The organism is Pseudomonas sp. P7779 (genome assembly GCF_013386315.1).
Classification (GTDB): Bacteria; Pseudomonadota; Gammaproteobacteria; order Pseudomonadales; family Pseudomonadaceae; genus Aquipseudomonas.
Map to the genome: position 1 here is coordinate 36,307 of NZ_JACARZ010000039.1, position 22,305 is coordinate 58,611.

The following is a 22,305-nucleotide window of genomic DNA, read 5'->3' on the forward strand; positions in this document are numbered from 1 at the left end:
AGGGCGGCTCCTGAATGGAAATATTTCTCAATTGCCTATGTGCCGAGCGAGATGCAAAAAGTGATAGGGCTCGATGAAAATAATTTCTATTAGTGGGTGAGTGCTGTTTTTGAGGGCCTCATCGCAGGCAAGCCAGCTCCACAGGGGAACGCATTCCACCTGTGGGAGCTGGCTTGCCTGCGATGACAATGGCCTATGCACCACAGGAGCCTACGGCTTGGGCGCCACCGTCACCCACCACGGCGTGTGTTGTTGAATCTGCACCGGCAAGGTCGGCAGCAGCGCGTTCAGTGCCAGGTTGGTGTCGTGCAACGGAAAGCTGCCGGTGATCCGCAGGTCGGCCACCTGTTTATCCACACCCAGGTAACCGGTGCGGTAGCGGCTCAGTTCGGCAACCACATCGCCGAGCCGCGCGTTGTCCACCACCAGCATGCCGCGCGTCCAGGCGTCGGTGCCGGGGCTGACGGCAAGCATCGGGCCGAGGCTGTCGCGGCGCATCAGCACTTGCTGGCCTTCCTTGAAGATCTGCTCTTGATGCAGCGCTTCAGGCTGTGCGCCGACGGCAGACTGCAACACGCTGAGGCGGGTGCCATCTTCCTCGCGCTTGACGATAAACCGTGTGCCCAGGGCGCGCAGGCTGCCTTCGCGGGTTTCGACAAAAAACGGGCGGGCGTCGTTGTGGCCGGTTTCGACAAGGATCTCGCCTTCCTGCAATACGATCAGCCGACGTTTCTCGTCAAAGCGCACGTCAATGGCGCTGTGGGTGTTGAGGTTGATCACGGTGCCATCCGCCAGCTTCAGGGTGCGCTGTTCACCGGTGGCGGTGCGCTGGTCTGCCAGCCAATAGTTGAGCGGCACGTAGCGCTGGCCGACGAACAATGCCAGGCCGCACACCAGCACCACACTGGCCAGGCCGCTGCCGAGCTTGCGCACGCGGCGGCGAATGCCTTCGCGCGACTGCAGCAATGCCGCACGGGCCGGGCCCGAGGCCACACTGAAACGCTGATCGAGCATGCCCAACTGGCGCCAGGCGCGGGCGTGTTCTTCGTTGCTGGCCAGCCATTTGGCGAATTCTTCCTGCTCCACGGCACTGCCGTCGCCCGAACCGAGGGACAGTTGCCAGGCAATGGCCGCGTCGAGCACCCGCGCCGACACCGGCTTGGAACTGACCGGGCTCACAGCGGCTCGCCATACAGGGCGATGTAGCACTGGCGGATACCCTGGGCCAGGTATTGCCGCACCCGGGGCACGGAAACCCCCAGGCGCTGGGCGATTTCGGCGTGGCCCATGCCGTCGAGGCGGTTGTAGAGGAAGGCCGCGCGGGCCTTGCTCGAGAGTTTGCCCAGCAGGCGGTCGATGGCCTTGAGGTCTTCGAGGATCAGTTGCTGTTCTTCCGGGGACGGGTGCTCGCTTTCCGGGATCAGCATCAGTTCGGTGAGGTAAGCCTGTTCCAGCGCGGCGCGGCGGAAATAATCGAACAGCAGGCCCTTGGCGATGGCCACCAGGAACGCCCGCGGCTCGCGGGGTTCACGCAGTTCTTCACGGCCCAGCAGACGCATGAAGGTGTCCTGGCTGAGGTCTTCGGCGCGGCTGGGGCAGGCCACGTTGCGTCGCAGCCACGCCAACAGCCAACTGCGATGGTCGCGGTACAACGCGCCAACAAGCTCACTGTGGGGACTTTGGATTGACGACAAGGCGACACCGATCGGAAAGTTTAAACTAACGAGAATTATTCGCGATTGTGGCAGAGGTGTAAGGCGGGTGCAATTGGCGTTGGTCGGGCGGCGGCGTAATGCTATCTATCATGGTGATGCCGCTTACTGTGGCGAGGGAGCTTGCTCCCGCTCGGCTGCGCAGCAGTCGTAATCCAGGCAGTGCATTTATTCAGTTGGAAATGGGTTGGCTGATTTGGGGGCGCTTCGCACCCCAGCGGGAGCAAGCTCCCTCGCCACCATTAGAATGAGGGCGCTTGCTTGCGGCGTTTCCATTGGCCCAGGCGCTGTTGTAACGCGTGCGGGCTATCGATCTGCTGCTGCCGTGCGCGGCTGAACAAAATCAGCATCAGTTCCGCCGTTGCCAGCGCATCCGCACTGGCATGGTGACGCTCGCCCACTTGCAGCTTGAAATGCGTGATCCAGTCATCCAGCCCGGCTTCGCGGATGTTGGCGTCGGGGCACAGCAGCGGGGCGATGTCGGCCACGTCCAGGAACGGGTGGTTCAAGCGATAGCCCAGGCTGTCCTTGAGTGCCCGGCACAGCATGTGTTGATCGAAGGGCGCATGAAACGCCAGCAGCGGGCTGTCGCCGACAAACTCCATGAAGTCCATCAGCGCCTCTGCCGGGTCACTGCCCGCCGCAATGGCGCTGGGCCCCAGGCCATGGATCAGCACGCTGGGGCTGAGCTTGGTCTCGGCCCGGTGCAGGGTGCGCTCGAATAATTGCGAGAAGTCCACTGCGCCGTCCTCGATCACCACGGCGCCAATCGAAAGCACCTGGTCACGATTGAGGTTCAGGCCGCTGGTTTCCAGGTCCACCACCACCCAGCGCTGGGCCCGCAGCGATCCGTCCCCCAGCTCCCCAGGTGTGGGCAATTGTTCGACGCGCCGTTGTTGCGCCGCATCCAGGCCAGGTTTGGGTTTGCGCAACCAGCCAAACCAGCTCACAGCTGATACCGCAACGTCAGGCTGCCTTGCAGGCGTTGGGCCTGGCGCAGGGATTCGCGCAGGATGCGCCGGTCGAGGTGGTTGAGGCTGTCGGGATCGACGCGGTTGGAGTAGGGCAGGTTCTCGCGGGTTTGCAGTTGGTGTTGTTGCATGCGGGTTTGCTGGATGAAGTGATAGGCCTCTTCATAGGCGGCGCCATCAAGGCGTTCGATGACTTCCCTGGCCACCAGTTGGCGCAAGCGCTCCAGGGTGTTGATGGCGCTGATGCCGTTGGCCAATGCCAGCAGACGGGCACCGTCGACAAATGGCGTGAGGCCTTGCACCTTGAGGTCGAGGGTTGCCTTGTCGGCGCCTTTGCGCGTCAACACAAAATCCCGGAAGCGCCCTACCGGCGGGCGCTGGCGCAACGCGTTCTCGGCCAGCATGCGCTGGAACAAGCGGTTGTCTGCCACCTGGTCGAGAATGCCCTGGCGCAGTTGCTCGCACCCTTGCTCATCGCCCCACACCACCCGCAAATCAAAATAGATGCTCGAACCCAGCAGATTCTCCGGCGTCGCCTCACGGATAAACCCGGCAAAGCGCCGCGCCCATTCCGCCCGGGACAGGCACAGCTCCGGGTTACCGGCCATGATATTGCCCTTGCACAGGCTGAAGCCGCACAGCGCCAGGCTCTGGTTGATCTGTTGTGCCAGCGGCAGCAGGCGCCCGCGAATCTCGGCGGCTTCGGCGGCGTCCCGGGCTTCGAACAGGATGCCGTTGTCCTGGTCGGTATACAGCGTCTGCTCGCGGCGGCCCTCGCTGCCGAAACACAGCCAGCTGAATGGCACGCCCGGGTCGCCCTTGTCGGCCAGGGTCAACTCGATGACACGGCACACCGTGTGATCGTTGAGCAAGGTGATGATGTGGGTGATCTGCGTAGACGACGCGCCGTGGGCGAGCATGCGCTCCACCAACTGGCCGATCTCGCCGCGAATCGCCACCAGGTTTTCGACCCTGGGTGCATTGCGGATGGTGCGCGCCAGGTGCACCAGGTCAACCCGCTGCAGGGAAAACAGGTCACGCTCGGACACCACGCCACACAGGCGCTGATCCTTGACCAGGCACACGTGGGCGATATGCCGCTCGGTCATCGCAATCGCCGCGTCGAAGGCGCTGTGGTCCGGCGTGAGGAAAAACGGCGCCTGGGTCATATGGCGCTCGATGCCCTGGTTGAAATCACTGGTGCCGTCGGCCACCACCTGGCGCAGGTCCCGCAGGGTGAAAATCCCCAGGGGCGCCTTGTGTTCATCGACGATCACAATGCTACCCACTTGCTGCTCGTGCATTTGCGTGACCGCTTCACGCAGCGGCGTCAGCGGGCTGCAGGTGACCGGGTGGCGCATGGCCAATTCACCCAGGCGGGTGTTCAGCGAATATTGGGTGCCGAGGGTTTCCACGGCCTTTTGCTGGACTTGCTGGTTGACTTGGTCCAGCAAGCTGCTCACGCCGCGCAAGGCAAAGTCGCGAAACGCGCTGGAAAGGGCGAACAGCTTGATAAAGGCCGGCTTGTTCAGTTGCAGGCAGAAGGTGTCTTCGGCGGCTTTGTGCTCGGTACGGGTGGCCCGCTCCCCCAGCAGCGCCGCCAGCGGAAAACATTCACCGGTGGTGATTTCAAAGGTGGTTTCTGTCGAGTCCGGCCGCTCGCCGACTACGCGCCCCTGCTTGACGATATAGAAGTGTTCCACCGGCCCGCCCGAGGGCTTGAGGATGCTCTCGCCGGGGCCGTAGAAGCGCAATTGACACTGCTCTACCAGAAATCCCAGGTGGGCGTTTTCCATTTGGTTGAACGGCGGGAAGCGTTGCAGGAATTGCAGGGTGCCGTGGATGTTCTGCAACACAGCGGTTTTCCCCGCTTGTGTGAAAGCATCAGCTTTACTCATACCTATGACCGCAGTTTTTTTGTCGTTATCGTGCCCCATGGTCGACTCCTGCGCTGCGGGTGCCCATTGGACGTAAGTCTAGGTAGCGTTATGCCTTCCACGACTAGGGAAAAACCTTACATGAATATCGTCCAAACCCCGTAGAACGCCCACTAGGCAAACTTTCCGACGAAGTGCACATTGTTCGCCCTTCCGGCGATGTCTGACTTCTGTGCTGGGAGATTGAATAGAACTGCCGAGAAACGTATGTCCGACCACGATATTTTGAGTGATGCCGAGCGCGAGGCCCTGAGTGCTGTTATGCAGGAGCCGGATTTGCCGCCACAACGGGTTTTGATCGTGGATGACGACAAGGACGCGCGCGAACTGTTGGCAGAAATTCTTGGCCTGGACGGCATTCGTTGCATGACCGCCGACAGCGGCGAGGCTGCATGGGACTTGTTGAGTTCCAGCAGCTCCATCGGCTTGCTGATCACCGACCTGCGCATGACGCCGAGCAACGGGCTGCAATTGATTCGCCAGGTGCGCGAATCCACCCGGGCGGCGCTGCCGATCATCATCATGTCGGGTGACGCCGAAGCGCCGGATGTGATTGATGCGATGCACTTGAGCGTGGTGGACTTTTTGCTCAAGCCGATTGATAGCGTGAAGCTGGCGAAGATGGTGAAGCGGGAGTTGGGGATGGCGTCCTAGACGGTGCCATTGGTCTGATTTCGCGAAGAACTGTCAATTCTGACAGTAGGAAAGTATCGAACTTCGCATGTTTACTGATTAGGAGGGGGTGGGTCGCAGGCCTGCACCTAATCAATTTGTGGACAGGAGTTCATCATGAGTACTGAAAAATTCAATATCGATGAGAAAGAACTGCACAAGGCCAAGACTTTAAGCAGTGGTGATGCTCGTATTGAAGTTTCGCGAGATGGCACCTTGAGTCATGTATTTGTGCCTACAGACGTCTTTGGCTATCTCTCCTGGAGCGCTTTGGACGGTGCAGTTGAGAGTGTTCGTATCTACTACGGAAGCGACTTGAAAGCCGGGCCGCATCATCGGAAAGCTCCACTTCTTAATGTCACCTACCGCGATGCCGACGGCCATTCATACCATCAGCCTGTGCTGGGTGACCTCAATGTGCTGGTCGAACGTCCGGAGTCCGGTACTACCTTCAAGCACATCGGGAAACTTACAAACGTAACGTTTGAATCGGACGGAGGAACGGTCACGCTTAATGGGAACTACACCGTTGAGTCCGATTGACATCCCAAACAAAAAAGCCCTGATCGATAGGTCAGGGCTTTTTCGTTTCTAGCGCTTACTCACAGAGCATTCTTGGCCTTGAACTCCCGACGCCGACGGTGCAACACCGGCTCGGTATAGCCGTTCGGTTGCTTGGTCCCTTCAATCACCAACTCCACCGCTGCCTGGAACGCGATGTTGCTGTCGAAATCCGGAGCCAGCGGGCGGTACAGCGCATCCCCGGCGTTCTGACGGTCCACCACCGGCGCCATGCGCTTGAGGCTTTCCATCACCTGGGCTTCATTGACGATGCCGTGGCGTAACCAATTGGCAATGTGCTGGCTGGAGATACGCAGGGTGGCGCGGTCTTCCATCAGCCCGACGTCGTTGATGTCCGGGACTTTCGAGCAACCCACGCCCTGGTCGATCCAGCGCACCACGTAACCGAGGATGCCTTGGGCGTTGTTGTCCAGCTCGTTGCGGATTTCTTCCTCGGACCAATCGGTATTCTGGGCCAGGGGAATGGTCAGGATATCGTCTACCGAAGCACGTTCGCGCTTGGCCAGTTCGGCCTGGCGGGCGAACACGTCAACCTTGTGGTAGTGCAGCGCATGCAGCGCAGCCGCCGTCGGCGAAGGAACCCACGCCGTGTTGGCGCCGGCCAGCGGGTGAGCAATCTTCTGCTCCAGCATGGCGGCCATCAGGTCGGGCATCGCCCACATGCCTTTACCGATTTGTGCGCGGCCTTGCAGGCCGGTGCTCAAGCCGATGTCCACGTTCCAGTTTTCGTAGGCGCCGATCCACTTCTCGGCCTTCATGGCGGCCTTGCGCACCATCGCGCCGGCTTCCATGGAGGTGTGGATCTCGTCGCCGGTACGGTCGAGGAAGCCGGTGTTGATAAACACCACGCGCTCGCTGGCGGCCTTGATGCAGGCCTTGAGGTTGACCGTGGTACGGCGCTCCTCGTCCATGATCCCGACTTTGAGCGTATTGCGCGGCAGCTTCAGCACGTCTTCGATGCGACCGAACAGCTCGTTGGTGAATGCGGCTTCTTCCGGGCCGTGCATTTTCGGTTTAACGATGTACACCGAACCGGTGCGGCTGTTCTTGCGGCGGGTGTTGCCGTTAAGGCTGTGGATCGCCGACAGGCTGGTGAGCAGGCCATCGAGAATGCCTTCCGGCACTTCGTTGCCATCCTTGTCGAGGATCGCGTCGATGGTCATCAAGTGGCCAACGTTACGCACGAACAGCAGCGAACGACCGTGCAGGGTCACTTCCTTGCCGTCGGCATCGGTGTAGACGCGGTCGGCGTTCATGGTGCGGGTAAAGGTCTTGCCACCCTTGGCGACTTCTTCCGACAGGTCGCCCTTCATCAGGCCGAGCCAGTTGCGGTAGATCACCACCTTGTCATCGGCATCGACGGCGGCGACGGAGTCTTCGCAGTCCATGATGGTGGTCAGGGCGGCTTCCATCAGCACGTCTTTCACGCCGGCGGCGTCGGTCTGGCCGACCGGGGTGCTGGCGTCGACCTGGATTTCGAAGTGCAGGCCGTTGTGCTTCAGCAGGATGGCGGTCGGCTTGGCTGCGTCGCCCTGGTAGCCGATCAACTGGGCATCGCTGCGCAGGCCGCTGTTGCTGCCGCCCTTGAGGCTGACCACGAGCTTGCCGTCGACGATCTTATAGCCGGTGGAATCCACATGGCTGCCGGCAGCCAGTGGTGCGGCTTCGTCGAGGAAGGCGCGGGCGAAGGCGATGACCTTGTCGCCACGCACCTTGTTGTAGCCTTTGCCTTTCTCGGCGCCGTCGGCTTCGCTGATGGCATCGGTGCCATAGAGCGCGTCATACAGCGAACCCCAGCGCGCATTCGAAGCGTTGAGGGCGAAACGGGCGTTCATCACCGGCACTACCAGCTGCGGGCCGGCCATGTGGGCAATTTCTTCATCGACGTTTTGGGTCGAGGCCTGGAAATCCGCGGCTTCTGGCAGCAGGTATCCGATATCTTGAAGGAAGGCTTTGTAGGCCACCGCGTCGTGGGCCTGGCCGGCGTGCGCCTGGTGCCAGGTGTCGATCCGCGCTTGAAAATCGTCGCGTTTGGCGAGTAGGGCTTTGTTCTTCGGCGCCAGGTCGTGGATGACCTTGTCGGCACCGGCCCAGAACTGGTCGGCGGTAATGCCGGTACCAGGAATGGCTTCGTTGTTCACGAAGTCGAACAGGACTTTGGCGACCTGCAGGCCACCGACTTGAACGTGTTCAGTCATTGCTTGCCTCACTCTGCGGAGCTTATGCGCTTTTCAGCTTTTCAATTTACCAATGAAGCCTCTGGCCATGTAAACCGTGAACACGCTGCACCAGTACATGCCGTAGAAGGCGGCTGGGCGGGCTGCGTCGCGGTGCGTGGTTGCCTTGGCAGACATCGACCTAACGTTATGTAGTGCGCGATTGGGCATACTACATGATGAGTTGCGGTTGTGAAAATTAGACTAAATACGTCGTTTAGCGACCCACTTTGGTCGTACGGTCACAGTGGGGTACGGGATGTTCTCAAAAAACTATTGGATTGTTCCATATAAATATAAAAATGGTACACGATTTGTTTTCGTGGCTACCTGAGTCCACCTTGGTAGGTACGAGGGGAACGCCTGGTTCCTACCTGATTTTCATAAGAAGAGGACGACACCATGGACCATCTCGTACTGACTGTCATCGCCCCGGACAAACCCGGTGTGGTCGAACGCATCGCCCAATGCATCGCCGCCCATGGCGGCAACTGGCTGGAAAGCCGCATGGCGCACATGGCCGGGCAGTTTGCCGGGATTTTGCGGGTGAGCGTGCCGGCGGAAAATCGGCTGGACTTGATTGGCGCGCTGGAAGACTTGTCCACCCACGGCATTCGCGTGCTGCTGGGCGAAAGCAGTTCGCTCGCCCCCAGCGAGTCGCAACCCATCGCGATGGAACTGGTCGGTAACGACCGGCCGGGGATTGTTCGCGACATCACCGCGCTGCTCAGCAAGCAGGGTGTCAACCTGGAGCGCTTGATCACCGACGTGCGCCCGGCGCCCATGAGCAGCGACCTGCTGTTCCACGCCGAAGCCTTGCTGGCGGTGCCGTTGACGCTGCCGCTGGAAACCTTGCAGGCGGCGCTGGAAACCCTGGCCGACGACTTGATGGTGGAACTGGAACTACGCAGCGAGGAATAGTTGCCCACAAGGTTATGCATGGAAATCTTGCATGGGCCTGTGGATAACCTGTAGAGACCCGCGTCCGGCCCAGGCGGGCCGTGGCTCTTCGCCGGCTGGCTAAAAAACGAACAGTTTCAAGGGCTTGTGCACAAACGCCGGGGACCAGGCTGTGGATAACCTTGGGGTGAATGCCTGCAAGCCACACCGGCCGTGGCTTGCAGAGGTTTGTACGTTATTTGATCAGTTTTTCCGCACAGTCATCCAGGCGTCGATGCTGTAAACCACCAGGCCGGCCCAGATAAAGCAGAAGGCGATCAGCGTGGCGGGTGCCAGGTGTTCGTTGAACAACAGCACGGCTTCCAGCAGCACCAGGGTGGGCGCCACGTATTGCAGGAAGCCCAGGGCGGTGTAGGGCAAATGCCGTGCGGCGGCGTTGAAACACACCAGCGGGATCAGCGTCACCGGGCCTGCGGCCACCAGCCACCACGCTTCGGAGGTGCTCCAGAATTCCATCTGTGCGCTGTGGGCCGAGGGGTTGAACAGCAACCATGCGATGGCAATCGGCACCAGCATCCAGGTTTCCACCACCAGCCCGGGCAATGCCTTGACCGGCGCCTGCTTGCGGATCAACCCGTAGAAACCAAAGGTCGCCGCCAGGACCAGGGATACCCACGGCAGGCTGCCGACTTGCCATACCTGTTGCGCCACACCTACCGCTGCCAGGCCCACGGCCACCCATTGCAGGCGGCGCAGGCGCTCGCCGAGGATCACCATGCCCAGCAGCACGTTCACCAGCGGGTTGATGTAGTAACCCAGGCTGGCCTCCAGCATGCGGCCACTGTTCACCGACCACACATAGGTCAGCCAGTTGGCCGCGATCAAGGTGCCGCTCAGGGCCAGGATCGCCAGGCGCCTGGGGTTGTCCCGCAGTTCTCGGAGCCAGCCCGGGTGTTTCCAGACTATCAGCAGCAGACTGCCGAACAGCGCCGACCACAGCACGCGGTTGACGATGATTTCTGCGGCGGGAACGCTGGCGATGGCCTTGAAGTAGATCGGGAACAGGCCCCAGATGACGTAGGCGCTCAGGCCCAATATGTACCCGCGACGGGGGTTGGCGGCTTGCATGCAGAATCCTTGCTTAGGCAGCTAACAAAGCCGCGATTGTAAGGATATTTGTCAGCGGATGTGTGTTGAAAGTGTAGGGCCCAAGGTCAGGGCCCAGACGGCAGGGATCAGAACAGCTTCAACGGTTCTTCGTTGAGCGCCGACAACTGTTCACGCAACGCCAGAACCTGGTCGCCCCAGTAACGTTCGCTGCCAAACCAGGGAAAGCTGTGGGGGAACGCCGGGTCGTCCCAGCGCCGTGCAAGCCAGGCGCTGTAGTGCATCAGGCGCAGGGCACGCAGGGGTTCGATCAGGGCCAGCTCGCGCGGGTCGAAGTCGTGGAATTCCTGGTAGCCGTCCATCAATTCCGACAGTTGCCCCAGGCATTCCTGACGATCACCGGCGAGCATCATCCACAGGTCCTGAACGGCGGGGCCCATGCGGCAGTCATCGAGGTCGACGATATGGAACATCTCGTCGCGGCACATCATGTTGCCGGGGTGGCAATCGCCGTGCATGCGGATGTTCTTGTGGGGCGTGGCCTTGTAGACCTCCTCCACACGCTTGAGCAGGTCGCGGGCCACGGACTCGTAAGCTGGCAGCAGGCTGCGAGGGATGAAATTGCCCTCCAGCAGGGTGTTCAGGGAGTCGTGACCGAAATTCTTCACGCCCAGGGCTTCGCGGTGTTCGAAGGGGCGGGTGGAACCGACCGCATGCAGGCGGCCGAGCAATTGGCCGAGGCGATACAACTGGTCGAGGTTGCCCGGCTCCGGTGCGCGTCCGCCACGGCGCGGGAACAGGGTGAAGCGGAAACCCGCGTGCTCGAACAGGCTTTCACCGTTGTGAATCATCGGCGCCACCACCGGCACTCCGCACTCGGCCAGTTCGAAGGTGAAGCTGTGTTCTTCGAGGATCGCTTCGTTGGTCCAGCGTTGCGGCCGATAGAACTTGGCGATCAAGGGCTCGGAGTCTTCGATGCCGACCTGGTAGACACGGTTTTCGTAGCTGTTGAGCGCGAGGATGCGGGCGTCGCTGAGGAAACCGATGCTTTCGACTGCGTCGAGCACCAGGTCAGGGGTCAGTGTTTCAAACGGGTGTGCCATGCGAACTCCTGCGCGCAGCAGGGCGCCGCGTCCGGCCGGGTATGGTAACGCACCCAGGGTTGGATAGGTGGTGACTGTTCTGACGCCTTCGCGAGCAAGTCGAATCGTCGCACCGCCGCTCCCACATTAAACCGAGTCCTGGCTTTGGAATGCGGTCAAGTGTGGGAGCGGGCTTGCTCGCGAAGAGGCCTTATCAGGCGCCGACGATCCCGCCATCATCCCGACGAATCGCCATCACCGAGGACCGTGGCTTGCCATTTGGCAGATGCTCCGGCCAGGTCGAACCACCGGTTTCCCCCGGATGCTGAATCCCCACAAACAGGGTTTTCTGGTCCGGCGAGAAGCTGATCCCGGTCACTTCACAGGCCACGGGCCCTACCATGAACCGGCGAATTTCACCGGTCGACGGGTCGGCACACAGCATCTGGTTGTTACCCATCCCGGCAAAGTCGCCACCGTTGCTGTAGTCGCCATCGGTGAGGATCCACAACCGCCCGGCCTTGTCGAAGCCCAGGCCGTCCGGGCTGTTGAACATGTTCTGCGGGTTGATGTTGGATGAGCCGCCCTTTGGCGTGCCGGCATGCACCGCCGGGTTGCCGGCCACCACAAACAGGTCCCAGCTGAAGTCCGGCGCGCCATGGTCATTGGAGTTGGCCTTCCAGCGCAGGATCTGCCCGTAGACGTTTTTCTCCCGCGGGTTCGGGCCGCCGACGGGCTGGCCGTCTTCGCCGCGCTTGGCGTTGTTGGTCAGGGTGCAATACACCTGGCCGTCGGTGGGGCTGACCACGATCCATTCCGGGCGGTCCATGCGGGTGGCTTTCACCACGCTGGCGGCCAGGCGCGCGTGGATCAGCACTTCGGCCTGGCTGGCAAAACCGCTGTTGGCGTCGATGCCGTTCTTGCCGTAGGTCAGCTCGACCCATTGGCCCTGGCCCTTGGGATGGTCGGCATTGCCGTCGCCCGCGTCGAAGATCGCCACGTACAAGGTGCCGTGGTCCAGCAGGTCCTTGTTGGCCTTGGGATTCTTGTGATTGATCTTGTCGCGGCTGATGAACTTGTAGATGAACTCGCCGCGCTCGTCGTCGCCCATGTACACCACGGCGCGGCCGTCGCGGGTTTCCGCCAGCGCAGCATTTTCATGCTTGAAGCGGCCGAGGGCGGTGCGCTTGACCGGTGTGGATTGCGGGTCGAACGGGTCAATTTCCACCACCCAGCCATGGCGGTTGAGTTCGTTGGGATTCTTGGCCATATCGAAGCGCGGGTCGTGGGGGTGCCAGTTGATGTCTTTGCTGGCGGCCACCACGCCATAGCGTTTCTGCCCGGCGTCGAAGGTCTGTTGCGGGTTGCTGCTGCCGAAGCAGTCGGTGAAGTTCTCTTCGCAGGTGAGATACGTGCCCCACGGGGTCTTGCCGTTGGCGCAGTTCTGGAAGGTGCCGAGGACTTTTTTGCCGGTTTTGTCGGCGCTGGTTTTCAGCCAGGCATGGCCCGCCGCAGGGCCACCGAAGCGGATTGGCGAGTTGCCGTGGATGCGCCGGTTGTAGCGCGAGTCCTGGACGAACTGCCAGGTGTCGCCTTTGCGCCGTACTTCGATCACCGACACGCCTTCGCTGGCCAACGCCTTGCGCACGTCTTCGGCCGATTGCGGCGCGCCACCGTGGGCGTAGAGGTAGCGGTAGTTGGTGTATTCGTTGTTGATCGCCATCAGCGCGCGGTTGTCGTCACCGGGGAAGGCGAACAGGCTCATACCGTCGTTGTTGTCGCCGAACTGCTGTTCCTGGGCCTTGGCCGTGCCGTTGCCGCTGGGGTCGAAGGCCGGCGCGTTCTTGTGCAGCGGCTGGCCCCAGCTGATCAGTACCGAAGCGCTGTAGCCGGGCGGCAGGGTGATGGTGTCGCTGGTGGCCGAGGCGATGCTGGCGAACCCCAGCAACGGGCTGTTCGACGCGGCGTTGACCGCCAGGGCGCTGCGGGTCAGCAGGTTGCCGCCGAGGAACATCGCCGCACCGCACAGGGCGCCGGCGCCGATAAAACGCCGGCGGGTGAGGCCGACCATCTGTTCCAGGTCGGTGGCTTGGTTTTCTTCTAATAGGCTCATTTCAGGCTCCCTGCGGGTTTTTGCAGCCACCTTAGGGAGCAGTCGTGACGAAATTGTTGCAGTTTGAAGCGCTACACCGGAGTGCCCAGCAGCACGTTGCTGGGGGAGAACTGCACCTTCACCTGCAGGCCTTCGGCGGCATGGATCTGCGCAAGCGCGTCGGGCCGGGCCAGGGCGCAGAGAACCTGGCCGTTGGGCAAGGTGATCCGCACCTCGCTGGGGCCGTCTTCGGCATCGAGAATGGCGTCGATTTTTCCTTCCAGGCAATTGTGTCCAGGTGTTGCTGCCTGCGTGACGGCCAGTACTTCAAGCCAGCCGGCCTTGATCAGGGCGACGACTTCGGTGCCGATCTCCAGCTCCAGGCGCAAGGTACTGTCGTGGGTGATCTGCGCATCCAGGCGCAGCCCGGCTGCCAGCTCCAGGCGAATCAGGTCATTGCGGCCGTGGCTGTCGATGGCGATCACCCGGCCGTGCAACTGGTTACGTGCGCTGGTGCGCAGCATCAGGCGGCCCAGCAGGTTGAAGTCGCTGGCGTCTTCGGCACAATCCAGCACCTGGGCTTGCAACACCTGCAGGCGTTGGTAAAGGCGTAATACCCGCTCACCCTCGGCCGTCAACCTGGCGCCGCCACCGCCCTTGCCGCCGACGCTGCGTTCCACCAGGGGCTTTTGCGCCAGGTTGTTCAGCTCGTCGATGGCGTCCCAGGCCGCCTTGTAGCTCAGCCCCGCGCTCTTTGCGGCGCGGGTGATGGAGCCTTGTTCGGCAATATGTTGCAGCAGTGCAATGCGCTGCGGGCGACGGACGATGTGTTGGCTCAAGAGGGTTGGCAGGGACATGGTTACACGCTTCGATGGAATGGGCTGACGTTGCGGGCAGGGCGCCCGCGAGTCAAGTCATGTGCCGGGCTTGGGCGTACGGGCCAGGCAATACACATCCACCTGTCGGGCGCCGGCATCCATTAACAGGCGGGCGAGACTGCTGGCGGTGGCGCCGGTGGTCAGTACGTCGTCGATCAGCGCCAAGTGCCGGCCTTTGACTTGCGCGCCGTCGGCCAGGGCGAAGGCCTGGTGCAGGTTACGCTTGCGGGTCCTGGCGTCGAGGTCTTGCTGCGCCACGGTTTCACGCGGCCGTGACAGCAGGTGCTCATCCCAGGGGATGTTCAAGTCCTCACTCAGCCAGCGGGCGAGCATTGCCGCCTGGTTGAAGCCCCGTTCCCGCAGGCGTTTGCGGGCCAGGGGCACGGGCAGCAGGCAGTCGGGGCGAGCCAGCGCGGCATCTTCATAGCGGTGTTGCAGGAATTGTCCCAACAGGTGCGCAAGCAGATGCCCCAGCGGCCAGCGGGCCTGATGCTTGAAACGGCTGATCAGGCTGTCGATGGGGAAGCTGTAGGTCCACGGCGCGACAACCTGCTTGAACGCCGCAGGTTGCTTCAAGCACTGGCCGCACACCAGGCCAGTCGCCGGCAACGGCAGTGCGCACACCTCGCAATGTTCCATCAGCCAGGGCAGCTCGGTTTCGCAGGCGCTGCAGACGGGATCGGCCGTTCCGCTGCTTTCATCGCAAACTAAACAGGGTTGGTCGCTTTTTAACCAGATGTAAACCTCGTGTTTGTTCTCAAGTTGACAGTGCATGAATCTTCCTTAAATATGCCGAGCATCCGTGTCGTACCTGTGGGTATTACTCCCACAGGGCTTGCCAAAGCATAATCAAGGAATCGCCCATGAGCGCCAGCATCACTGCCAACCTGCGTCACGATTGGTCTTTAGCCGAAGTCAAAGCGCTGTTCGTACAGCCCTTCAACGACCTGTTGTTCCAGGCGCAGACCGTGCACCGCGCGCATTTCGACGCTAACCGCGTCCAAGTTTCCACGCTGCTGTCGATCAAGACCGGCGCCTGCCCGGAAGATTGCAAATATTGTCCGCAGTCGGGCCACTACAACACGGGCCTGGAAAAAGAGAAGCTGATGGAAGTGCAGAAGGTCCTCGAAGAGGCCGCTCGCGCCAAGGCCATCGGTTCGACCCGTTTCTGCATGGGCGCCGCCTGGAAGCATCCGTCAGCCAAAGACATGCCCTACGTGCTGGAGATGGTCAAAGGCGTGAAAGCTATGGGCCTGGAAACCTGCATGACCCTCGGCCGTCTCGACCAGGACCAGACCGAAGCCCTGGCCCAGGCCGGCCTCGATTACTACAACCACAACCTCGACACGTCGCCGGAGTTCTACGGTTCGATCATCACCACCCGCACCTACGGCGAGCGCCTGCAAACCCTGGCGTACGTGCGTGATTCGGGGATGAAGATCTGCTCCGGCGGCATCCTCGGCATGGGCGAGTCCCTGGACGATCGCGCCAACCTGCTGATCCAACTGGCCAACCTGCCGGAGCATCCGGAATCGGTGCCGATCAACATGCTGGTGAAAGTTGCCGGCACGCCGCTGGAAAACGCCGACGACATCGACCCGTTCGATTTCATCCGCATGCTGGCGGTGGCGCGCATCCTGATGCCGCAGTCCCATGTGCGGCTGTCGGCCGGGCGTGAGGCGATGAACGAGCAGATGCAGGCCCTGGCATTCTTTGCTGGCGCCAACTCGATTTTCTACGGCGACAAGCTGCTGACCACTGCCAACCCGCAGGCGGACAAGGACATGCAACTGTTCTCGCGCCTGGGCATCTTGCCGGAAGCTCGTGAAGAGCACGCCGATGAAGTGCACCAGGCGGCGATCGAGCAGGCGCTGGTGGAGCAGAAGAGCAGCGAGCAGTTCTATAACGCGGCTGTTTGATAAGTCCACTTTGGAATGCCACCCAAATGTGGGAGCGGGCTTGCTCGCGAAGGCGGTGTGTCAGCCAATACATAAGCTGACTGATCCACTGCTTTCGCGAGCAAGCCCGCTCCCACATTTTTGACTGCGTTCAACCTGATCTACCGAGGTCTCATGTCTTTCGATCTCGCCGCGCGTCTTGCGGCTCGTCGTGCCGAACACCTGTATCGCCAACGTCCACTGCTGCAGAGCCCGCAAGGCCCTGACGTGGTGGTCGATGGCCAGCCGTTGCTGGCGTTCTGCAACAACGATTACCTGGGCCTGGCCAATCACCCGCAAGTGATTGAAGCCTGGCGCGCGGGCGCGGCTCGCTGGGGCGTGGGTGGCGGCGCTTCGCATCTGGTGATCGGCCACAGCACGCCGCACCATGAACTGGAAGAGGCCCTGGCCGACCTCACCGGGCGCCCGCGGGCGCTGCTGTTCACCACCGGTTACATGGCTAACCTTGGCGCCGTCACCGCGCTGGTGGGGCAGGGCGATACGGTGCTGGAAGACCGCCTTAACCACGCCTCGTTGCTGGACGCTGGTTTGCTCTCGGGTGCGCGCTTCAATCGTTACCTGCACAACGATGCTGAAAGCCTGGCCAAGCGCCTGGAGAAAGCCACCGGCAATACGCTGGTGGTGACCGACGGCGTGTTCAGCATGGACGGTGACCTGGCCGACTTGCCGGCGCTGGCCCGTGAAACCCGGGGCAGGGGCGCATGGTTGATGGTGGATGACGCCCATGGCTTCGGGCCTTTGGGCGCCAACGGTGGCGGGATCGTCGAGCATTTCGGTTTGAGCCAGGAAGACGTTCCGGTGTTGGTGGGCACTCTGGGCAAAGCCTTCGGTACTGCCGGCGCGTTTGTCGCGGGCAGCGAAGAGCTGATCGAAAGCCTGATCCAGTTCGCCCGCCCGTATATCTACACCACCAGCCAACCGCCGGCATTGGCCTGCGCCACGCTGAAAAGCCTGGAACTGCTGCGCACCGAGCATTGGCGGCGGGAGCATCTCAATGGGCTGATCCGCCAGTTCCGTCAGGGCGCCGAGCAGATTGGCCTGGAACTGATGGACAGTTTCACGCCGATCCAGCCGATCATGATTGGCGACAGTGCCCGCGCCGTGCTTTTGTCGCAGATGCTGCGCGAGCGCGGGCTGATGGTGACGGCGATTCGGCCACCGACCGTGCCCGCCGGCAGCGCCCGTCTGCGGGTGACTCTCACGGCAGCCCACAGTGAAGCCCAGGTGCAGCTATTGTTAAGCGCATTGGAAGAGTGTTTCCGCTTGTTAGGCCAGGAGCCCGACCATGCGTGATCGACTGATATTGCTGCCTGGCTGGGGCCTCGGCGTTTCGCCGCTGGAACCGCTGGCGGCGGCGTTGCAGGGGCTGGATGAACACTTGCAGGTGCAGATCGAACCGTTGCCGGACGTGGAGTCGGACGACCTTCAAGAGTGGCTCGATGAGCTGGATTCGACCTTGCCCCAAGACGTCTGGCTGGGTGGTTGGTCCCTCGGCGGCATGCTTGCTGCCGAGTTGGCCGCCCGGCGCGGTGATCATTGTTGCGGTTTGCTCACCTTTGCCAGCAACGCAAGCTTCGTGGCCTGGCCCCGCTGGGACCATGGCATGCACGAAGAGGATTTTATTGCGTTTCTTAACGGTTGCCGCCTTGATCCGGTTGCGACGTTAAAACGCTTCAGTCTGCTTTGCGCCCGGGGCTCCAGCGATCCCCGATCACTTGCTCGGCTATTGCTGGCGGGTGCCCCTAAAACCTCCGCGCAGACCTTGCTCAGTGGTCTGGAGCTGTTGGGCCGATTGGACACCCGCCAGGCGCTGGTCGACTTTCAAGGGCCGCAGTTGCATCTGTTTGCCGGGCTGGACGGGCTGGTTCCGGCTGAAGTGGCCAGTGAGTTGTTCGCCTTGTTGCCTGACGTTGAAATCGGCCTGATTGAACAGGCCGGTCACGCTTTTCTACTGGAGGACCCCCACGGTGTGGCGGGGGCCATCCAGGCTTTTTTGCATGAGTGCGGTGATGACTGATTTGTCCCATGTGCTGCCCGGCGGCTTGCCAGACAAGCGCCAGGTAGCGGCCTCCTTTTCCCGCGCAGCCGCCAGTTACGACAGCGTTGCCGAGTTGCAGCGTGCGGTGGGCAGCGAGCTGTTGCGGCGTTTGCCCGAAGGTCTTTCTCCACAACGCTGGCTCGACCTGGGCAGTGGCACGGGCTATTTCAGTCGTGTGCTGGGCCAGTCATTTGCGGGTAGCCAGGGTTTGGCCCTGGATATCGCCGAGGGCATGCTCAAACACGCCCGGCCGCTGGGCGGTGCACAACATTTCATCGCTGGCGATGCCGAGCGCTTGCCCTTGCAGGACGCCAGTTGCGGGCTGATCTACTCCAGTTTGGCAGTGCAGTGGTGTTCGGATTTTGCCGCAGTGCTCAGCGAAGCGCAGCGCGTATTGCAGCCCGGCGGCGTGCTGGCGTTTGCCAGCCTCTGCGTGGGTACGCTGGATGAGTTGCGCGAAAGCTGGCGCGCAGCGGATGGCATGGTTCATGTGAACCGCTTCCGGCCGTTCAGTGCTTATGAGCAACTGTGCGCAGCCAGTGGTTTGCGGGTGCGCAGCCTGGAGCAGTGTCCCCACGTGTTGCATTACCCCGACGTGCGCAGCCTGACCCACGAACTGAAAGCGTTGGGTGCGCACAATCTGAACCCGGGGCGCCCAGGAGGGTTGACGGGCCGGGCGCGGATTGTTGCACTGGTGCAAGCCTACGAGCAGTTCCGCCAGGCCCAGGGCCTGCCGGCAACTTATCAAGTGGTGTACGCCGTCCTGGAGAAACCTCTATGAATGCCGCTTACTTCATCACGGGGACCGACACCGACGTCGGCAAGACCACCGTCGCTGCCGGCCTGCTGCATGCCGCGCGGCAAGCCGGCAAAAGTACGGCGGCGGGCAAGCCGGTAGCCTCTGGGTGCCAGCTGACGCCCAAGGGCCTGCGCAATTCGGACGCCCTGGCGTTGCTGGCCGAGTGTTCGTTGCCGTTGAGTTATGCCGAGGTCAACCCGGTGGCCTTCGAGCCGGCCATCGCGCCGCATCTGGCGGCCCGTGAAGCCGGCGTGGCGCTGACGGTGCAGTCGTTGTTGAAGCCCATGCAGCACGTTCTCGCCAAGCAGGCGGACTTCACCTTGATCGAAGGTGCGGGCGGCTGGCGTGTGCCATTGGCGGACCAGGACAATTTGTCGGACCTGGCCCAGGCGCTGAAGCTGCCGGTGATCCTGGTGGTGGGTGTGCGGTTGGGGTGTATCAGCCACGCGTTGTTGACCGCAGAAGCCATCGCCCGGGACGGGTTGCCGCTGGCGGGCTGGGTGGCCAATATCATCGACCCCAAGACCTCTCGTCTGGAAGAAAACCTCGCGACCCTGGCTGAACGACTCCCCGCGCCATGCCTGGGAAGGGTGCCCAAGCTCAAGCATCCCAGCGCCGAAGCGGTCGCCGCGTACTTGCAACTGGACCTGCTTGACTAGTTTTGCCTATCGCGAAGGCATTATGCCATTAGTGTTTTTGACGGGCGTTTTGCCGGTAGGTCTGCTTCAATAACAGTTCACGATTCTCTTATAGGCAGGTTCACGCCATGGAAATCTCTGGTAGCAGTGCGTTTTACTCGGGACTGAGCGCGATTCAGACCGGGCAGAACCGTGTCGACCAGGCCGCCGGCAAGATTGCCAGCGCCGCCACTTCCCAGCCTTCGGACGCGCAAAATGATCGTTTGCGTTCGGTAGACGCCAATCAGGCGAGCAACTCGGCGAGCAACATGGTCGAGATGGCCCAAGGCAAGTTCCAGGTTGAACTGGGCGCCAAAGTCGCCAAGGCTTCCGACGAAATGCTCGGCACCTTGATCGATACTTACGCATAACCCCCCCCTCTTATCGTGCGAGCTGGCTTCTCTGTGGGAGCTGGCTTGCCTGCGATAGCGTCACCTTGATCCTCCTGATACACCGCGGCGCCCGCATCGCAGGCAAGCCAGCTCCCACACTGATCTTCACCGCTCAATAATCTTTTTCCCCCTGAATCGTCATGCGGCATTTCGCTGCAGGCCTTGCCGTGCCTGACGTTGACCTGCGTCATGACAAACGGCGTTTGCGCGACGCTTGACAAGGATTGGTCGTAAACGTATGTTTCAAACAACTGTTTGACCGCCACAACACATCCATGCGGTTGTTCATCCCAGATACATCAGCAGAGGTTTATCGCTATGCCTGACTACAAGGCCCCCTTGCGTGATATTCGCTTCGTTCGTGACGAACTGCTTGGCTATGAAGCGCACTATCAGAGCCTGCCGGCTTGCCAGGACGCTACCCCGGACATGGTTGACGCCATTCTCGAAGAAGGCGCCAAGTTCTGTGAGCAGGTACTGGCACCGCTGAACCGCGTGGGTGATATCGAAGGTTGCACCTGGAGCGAGTCAGGCGTTAAGACCCCTACCGGTTTCAAAGAAGCCTACAAACAGTTCGTTGAAGGCGGCTGGCCAAGCCTGGCCCACGACGTGGCGCACGGTGGCCAGGGCCTGCCGGAATCCCTGGGCCTGGCGGTCAGCGAAATGGTCGGCGAAGCCAACTGGTCGTGGGGCATGTACCCGGGCCTGTCCCATGGCGCGATGAACACCATTTCCGAGCACGGCACTCCCGAGCAGCAAGAGGCTTACCTGACCAAACTGGTGTCGGGCGAGTGGACCGGCACCATGTGCCTGACCGAACCGCACTGCGGCACCGACCTGGGCATGCTGCGCACCAAGGCCGAGCCTCAGGCTGATGGTTCCTACAAGGTTTCCGGTACCAAGATCTTCATCTCGGCCGGCGAACACGACATGGCCGACAACATCGTCCACATCGTGCTGGCTCGCCTGCCGGACGCACCGGCTGGCACCAAAGGCATTTCGCTGTTCATCGTTCCCAAGTTCGTACCAAACGCCGACGGTTCGATTGGCGAACGCAACGCGGTGTCCTGTGGTTCCCTGGAACACAAGATGGGTATCCACGGCAACGCCACCTGCGTGATGAACTTCGACGCGGCCACCGGTTTCCTGATCGGCCCGGCGAACAAAGGCCTGAACTGCATGTTCACCTTTATGAACACCGCTCGCCTGGGCACCGCGCTGCAAGGCCTATCCCACGCTGAAATCGGCTTCCAGGGCGGCCTCAAATACGCTCGCGACCGCCTGCAAATGCGCTCCCTGACTGGCCCGAAAGCGCCAGACAAGGCCGCTGACCCGATCATCGTGCACCCTGACGTGCGCCGCATGCTGCTGACCATGAAAGCCTTCGCCGAAGGCAACCGCGCGATGGTGTACTTCACCGCCAAGCAGGTTGACGTGGTCAAGTACGGCACTGACGACGAAGCCAAGAAACAGGCTGACGCACTGCTGGCGTTCATGACCCCGATTGCCAAGGCGTTCATGACCGAAGTCGGTTTTGAAGCCGCCAACCACGGCGTGCAAATCTACGGCGGCCACGGCTTCATCGCCGAGTGGGGCATGGAGCAGAACGTTCGCGACAGCCGCATTTCGATGCTGTACGAAGGCACCACCGGCATCCAGGCCCTCGACCTGCTGGGCCGTAAAGTGCTGATGACCCAAGGCGAAGCGCTGAAGGGCTTCACCAAGATCGTCCACAAGTTCTGCCAGGCCAACGAAGGCAACGAAGCCGTACAGGAATTCGTTGCACCGCTGGCGGCACTGAACAAAGAGTGGGGCGAGTTGACCATGAAGGTCGGCATGGCGGCCATGAAAGACCGCGAAGAAGTCGGTGCCGCTTCGGTGGATTACCTGATGTACTCCGGTTATGCCTGCCTGGCTTACTTCTGGGCCGACATGGCCCGCCTGGCCGCCGAGAAACTGGCTGCCGGCACCAGCGAAGAAGGCTTCTACACCGCCAAGCTGCAGACTGCGCGCTTCTACTTCCAGCGCATCCTGCCGCGTACCCGCACCCACGTTGCAACCATGCTGTCGGGCGCCAACAACCTGATGGACATGAAAGAAGAGAACTTCGACCTGGGCTACTAAGCCTCGGCCATTTCGTTTCAAAAGCCGCCACTCCTTCGGGAGCGGCGGTTTTTTTGCGCGATAAAAAACCACAGTACCGCACTCAGGGATTGCTCCGAGCGGCCGTTACAGTGATGGCAATGTGATACGCATCACATTGAATGTGCTTAACTGTGATCAGTGAAGGCA

At 61.5% G+C, this 22,305-nt stretch carries 20 protein-coding genes; 10 read left to right on the plus strand and 10 right to left on the minus strand.

The window, feature by feature from the left end:
• Positions 1–210 precede the first annotated feature (210 nt).
• From HX869_RS12750 to HX869_RS12765, 4 genes are all read right to left on the minus strand, one after another.
• Positions 211–1,179 carry a FecR domain-containing protein gene (locus tag HX869_RS12750; protein WP_102370054.1) on the minus strand — a complete coding sequence of 323 codons (969 nt, stop codon included), beginning with the start codon at positions 1,177–1,179 and terminating at the stop codon, positions 211–213.
• Positions 1,176–1,694, minus strand: coding sequence for an RNA polymerase sigma factor (locus HX869_RS12755; RefSeq protein WP_010167452.1), 519 nt, complete (start codon positions 1,692–1,694; stop codon positions 1,176–1,178). Before HX869_RS12755 ends, HX869_RS12750 begins: the two co-directional genes overlap by 4 nt.
• A 260-nt stretch (positions 1,695–1,954) precedes the next feature.
• Positions 1,955–2,662 (minus strand): PolC-type DNA polymerase III, encoded by a 708-nt coding sequence (locus HX869_RS12760; RefSeq protein WP_008434358.1) that lies wholly within the window; start codon positions 2,660–2,662, stop codon positions 1,955–1,957.
• On the minus strand, positions 2,659–4,581 hold the full coding sequence (locus HX869_RS12765; protein ID WP_003211088.1) for a putative nucleotidyltransferase substrate binding domain-containing protein: 1,923 nt from the start codon (positions 4,579–4,581) through the stop codon (positions 2,659–2,661). The genes HX869_RS12760 and HX869_RS12765 overlap by 4 nt, the downstream gene beginning before the upstream one ends.
• Before the next feature lie 246 nt (positions 4,582–4,827).
• Here HX869_RS12765 and HX869_RS12770 point away from each other — a divergent pair, with 246 nt between their 5' ends.
• Both HX869_RS12770 and HX869_RS12775 read left to right on the plus strand, forming a co-directional pair.
• Complete coding sequence (locus HX869_RS12770; protein WP_003211086.1) at positions 4,828–5,274, plus strand: response regulator; 447 nt, start codon at positions 4,828–4,830, stop codon at positions 5,272–5,274.
• Positions 5,275–5,409: 135 nt separating this feature from the next.
• Positions 5,410–5,835 (plus strand): hypothetical protein, encoded by a 426-nt coding sequence (locus HX869_RS12775; RefSeq protein ID WP_178903149.1) that lies wholly within the window; start codon positions 5,410–5,412, stop codon positions 5,833–5,835.
• 59 nt (positions 5,836–5,894) lie between these two features.
• Here HX869_RS12775 and HX869_RS12780 read toward each other — a convergent pair whose 3' ends face one another.
• On the minus strand, positions 5,895–8,072 hold the full coding sequence (locus HX869_RS12780; protein WP_178903150.1) for a malate synthase G: 2,178 nt from the start codon (positions 8,070–8,072) through the stop codon (positions 5,895–5,897).
• Positions 8,073–8,492: 420 nt separating this feature from the next.
• On the opposite strand from HX869_RS12780, the gene HX869_RS12785 reads away from it, so the two are divergent.
• Complete coding sequence (locus HX869_RS12785) at positions 8,493–9,011, plus strand: glycine cleavage system protein R (protein WP_003211081.1); 519 nt, start codon at positions 8,493–8,495, stop codon at positions 9,009–9,011.
• Positions 9,012–9,233: 222 nt separating this feature from the next.
• On the opposite strand, the gene rarD is transcribed toward HX869_RS12785, so the two are convergent.
• The 5 genes from rarD to HX869_RS12810 form a co-directional block, all read right to left on the minus strand.
• Entirely contained in the window at positions 9,234–10,118 is an 885-nt protein-coding gene (rarD, locus tag HX869_RS12790) for an EamA family transporter RarD (protein ID WP_003211079.1), read from the minus strand.
• A 107-nt stretch (positions 10,119–10,225) separates the two neighbouring features.
• Positions 10,226–11,200 carry a serine/threonine protein kinase gene (locus HX869_RS12795; protein WP_178903151.1) on the minus strand — a complete coding sequence of 325 codons (975 nt, stop codon included), beginning with the start codon at positions 11,198–11,200 and terminating at the stop codon, positions 10,226–10,228.
• Between the two features lie 193 nt (positions 11,201–11,393).
• Positions 11,394–13,292, minus strand: coding sequence for a PhoX family phosphatase (locus HX869_RS12800; RefSeq protein ID WP_178903152.1), 1,899 nt, complete (start codon positions 13,290–13,292; stop codon positions 11,394–11,396).
• Between the two features lie 71 nt (positions 13,293–13,363).
• On the minus strand, positions 13,364–14,128 hold the full coding sequence (locus tag HX869_RS12805; protein WP_134327426.1) for a TOBE domain-containing protein: 765 nt from the start codon (positions 14,126–14,128) through the stop codon (positions 13,364–13,366).
• Between the two features lie 57 nt (positions 14,129–14,185).
• On the minus strand, positions 14,186–14,923 hold the full coding sequence (locus HX869_RS12810) for a ComF family protein (protein WP_177050198.1): 738 nt from the start codon (positions 14,921–14,923) through the stop codon (positions 14,186–14,188).
• An 89-nt stretch (positions 14,924–15,012) separates the two neighbouring features.
• Between HX869_RS12810 and bioB the strand changes: the two genes are divergently transcribed.
• The 7 genes from bioB (at position 15,013) to HX869_RS12845 (ending at position 22,137) form a co-directional block, all read left to right on the plus strand.
• The gene (gene bioB, locus HX869_RS12815; RefSeq protein ID WP_003211072.1) at positions 15,013–16,068 is read left to right on the plus strand and encodes a biotin synthase BioB; all 1,056 of its coding nucleotides are present in this window, start codon (positions 15,013–15,015) and stop codon (positions 16,066–16,068) included.
• A 153-nt stretch (positions 16,069–16,221) separates the two neighbouring features.
• On the plus strand, positions 16,222–17,400 hold the full coding sequence (bioF, locus tag HX869_RS12820; protein ID WP_178903153.1) for an 8-amino-7-oxononanoate synthase: 1,179 nt from the start codon (positions 16,222–16,224) through the stop codon (positions 17,398–17,400).
• Complete coding sequence (locus HX869_RS12825) at positions 17,393–18,124, plus strand: alpha/beta fold hydrolase (protein WP_177027980.1); 732 nt, start codon at positions 17,393–17,395, stop codon at positions 18,122–18,124. Before bioF ends, HX869_RS12825 begins: the two co-directional genes overlap by 8 nt.
• Entirely contained in the window at positions 18,117–18,926 is an 810-nt protein-coding gene (bioC, locus tag HX869_RS12830; RefSeq protein ID WP_087694740.1) for a malonyl-ACP O-methyltransferase BioC, read from the plus strand. Before HX869_RS12825 ends, bioC begins: the two co-directional genes overlap by 8 nt.
• A complete protein-coding gene (gene bioD, locus HX869_RS12835; RefSeq protein WP_008434374.1) occupies positions 18,923–19,603 on the plus strand; it encodes a dethiobiotin synthase in 681 nt (226 codons plus the stop codon). Before bioC ends, bioD begins: the two co-directional genes overlap by 4 nt.
• A 107-nt stretch (positions 19,604–19,710) precedes the next feature.
• Positions 19,711–19,992 carry a hypothetical protein gene (locus HX869_RS12840; RefSeq protein ID WP_008434375.1) on the plus strand — a complete coding sequence of 94 codons (282 nt, stop codon included), beginning with the start codon at positions 19,711–19,713 and terminating at the stop codon, positions 19,990–19,992.
• A gap of 339 nt (positions 19,993–20,331) precedes the next feature.
• Positions 20,332–22,137, plus strand: coding sequence for a phenylacyl-CoA dehydrogenase (locus tag HX869_RS12845; RefSeq protein ID WP_087694738.1), 1,806 nt, complete (start codon positions 20,332–20,334; stop codon positions 22,135–22,137).
• Positions 22,138–22,305: the final 168 nt, after the last annotated feature.

What these genes read in the sequence shown, in the direction of transcription:
- HX869_RS12805 (WP_134327426.1), bottom strand. Translation starts at nt 14,128, where the DNA reads ATGTCCCTGCCAACCCTCTTGAGCCAACACATCGTCCGTCGCCCGCAG.
- bioD (WP_008434374.1), top strand. Translation starts at nt 18,923, where the DNA reads ATGAATGCCGCTTACTTCATCACGGGGACCGACACCGACGTCGGCAAG.
- HX869_RS12770 (WP_003211086.1), top strand. Translation starts at nt 4,828, where the DNA reads ATGTCCGACCACGATATTTTGAGTGATGCCGAGCGCGAGGCCCTGAGT.
- HX869_RS12795 (WP_178903151.1), bottom strand. Translation starts at nt 11,200, where the DNA reads ATGGCACACCCGTTTGAAACACTGACCCCTGACCTGGTGCTCGACGCA.
- bioF (WP_178903153.1), top strand. Translation starts at nt 16,222, where the DNA reads ATGTCTTTCGATCTCGCCGCGCGTCTTGCGGCTCGTCGTGCCGAACAC.
- HX869_RS12810 (WP_177050198.1), bottom strand. Translation starts at nt 14,923, where the DNA reads ATGCACTGTCAACTTGAGAACAAACACGAGGTTTACATCTGGTTAAAA.
- HX869_RS12840 (WP_008434375.1), top strand. Translation starts at nt 19,711, where the DNA reads ATGGAAATCTCTGGTAGCAGTGCGTTTTACTCGGGACTGAGCGCGATT.
- bioC (WP_087694740.1), top strand. Translation starts at nt 18,117, where the DNA reads ATGACTGATTTGTCCCATGTGCTGCCCGGCGGCTTGCCAGACAAGCGC.
- HX869_RS12785 (WP_003211081.1), top strand. Translation starts at nt 8,493, where the DNA reads ATGGACCATCTCGTACTGACTGTCATCGCCCCGGACAAACCCGGTGTG.
- HX869_RS12780 (WP_178903150.1), bottom strand. Translation starts at nt 8,072, where the DNA reads ATGACTGAACACGTTCAAGTCGGTGGCCTGCAGGTCGCCAAAGTCCTG.
- HX869_RS12800 (WP_178903152.1), bottom strand. Translation starts at nt 13,292, where the DNA reads ATGAGCCTATTAGAAGAAAACCAAGCCACCGACCTGGAACAGATGGTC.
- rarD (WP_003211079.1), bottom strand. Translation starts at nt 10,118, where the DNA reads ATGCAAGCCGCCAACCCCCGTCGCGGGTACATATTGGGCCTGAGCGCC.
- bioB (WP_003211072.1), top strand. Translation starts at nt 15,013, where the DNA reads ATGAGCGCCAGCATCACTGCCAACCTGCGTCACGATTGGTCTTTAGCC.
- HX869_RS12845 (WP_087694738.1), top strand. Translation starts at nt 20,332, where the DNA reads ATGCCTGACTACAAGGCCCCCTTGCGTGATATTCGCTTCGTTCGTGAC.
- HX869_RS12775 (WP_178903149.1), top strand. Translation starts at nt 5,410, where the DNA reads ATGAGTACTGAAAAATTCAATATCGATGAGAAAGAACTGCACAAGGCC.
- HX869_RS12825 (WP_177027980.1), top strand. Translation starts at nt 17,393, where the DNA reads ATGCGTGATCGACTGATATTGCTGCCTGGCTGGGGCCTCGGCGTTTCG.
- HX869_RS12765 (WP_003211088.1), bottom strand. Translation starts at nt 4,581, where the DNA reads ATGAGTAAAGCTGATGCTTTCACACAAGCGGGGAAAACCGCTGTGTTG.